We start from the raw sequence: 920 nt of genomic DNA, 5'->3' as shown, positions 1-920 counted from the left end.
CCTTCATCGTCACCGAGGAGGACCGCACCGCCCGCCAGATCGCTGAGAAGCGTGAGGCCGCGGAGCGCAACGCCGCCCTGGCGAAGGCTCGCAAGCGCATCTCGCTCGAGGACTTCACCCGTGCTCTCGAGGAGGGCAAGGTCGAGTCGCTCAACCTCATCATCAAGGGCGACGTGTCGGGTGCTGTCGAAGCGCTCGAGGAGTCGCTGCTCAAGATCGAGGTCGACGACTCGGTGCAGCTGCGCATCATCCACCGCGGTGTCGGTGCGATCACCGAGTCGGACGTGAACCTGGCGACGATCGACAACGCGATCGTCATCGGCTTCAACGTGCGTCCTGACACGAAGGCTCGCGAGCGTGCGGCCCGCGAGGGTGTGGACATCCGCTTCTACTCGGTCATCTACAACGCGATCGACGACGTCGAGCAGTCGCTCAAGGGCCTGCTCAAGCCGGAGTTCGAAGAGGTGCAGTCGGGTGTGGCGGAGATCCGCGAGGTGTTCCGCTCGTCGAAGTTCGGCAACATCGCCGGTGTCATCGTTCGCAGCGGCACCATCACCCGCAACGCGAAGGCCCGCGTCATCCGCGAGGGCGTCGTGATCGCCGATGGTCTCGCGATCGAGTCGCTGCGCCGGTTCAAGGACGACGTCACCGAGGTCAAGACCGACTTCGAGTGCGGTATCGGCCTCGGCAAGTACAACGACATCCAGGTCGGCGATGAGATCGAGACGACCGAGATGGTGGAGAAGCCCCGCAGCTGATCCGATTCCCGGCTCCGATGACGGATGCCTCGTGGCCCTCGCGGGGACCACGAGGCATCCGTCTCGGGCACGGACCGTCGAAGAGGCCCGCGGGCGAGGAGGACGACATGGCGAATGAACGTCAGGCGAGGATCGCCGACCGCATCAAGGTGCTGCTCGCGG

Annotated in this window: 1 protein-coding gene; it reads left to right on the top strand. The window is 65.2% G+C overall.

From position 1 onward, the window contains the following. On the top strand, nt 1-758 hold a 758-nt coding region (locus ASG00_RS18130), incomplete at its 5' end, for a translation initiation factor IF-2 (protein WP_442922639.1). Between the last annotated feature and the right edge of the window lie 162 nt (nt 759-920).

The organism is Microbacterium sp. Leaf351 (genome assembly GCF_001423825.1).
Classification (GTDB): domain Bacteria; phylum Actinomycetota; class Actinomycetes; order Actinomycetales; family Microbacteriaceae; genus Microbacterium; species Microbacterium ginsengisoli.
The sequence above is the reverse complement of the archived record's forward strand: the minus strand, read 5'-3'. Positions and strand labels throughout refer to the sequence as shown.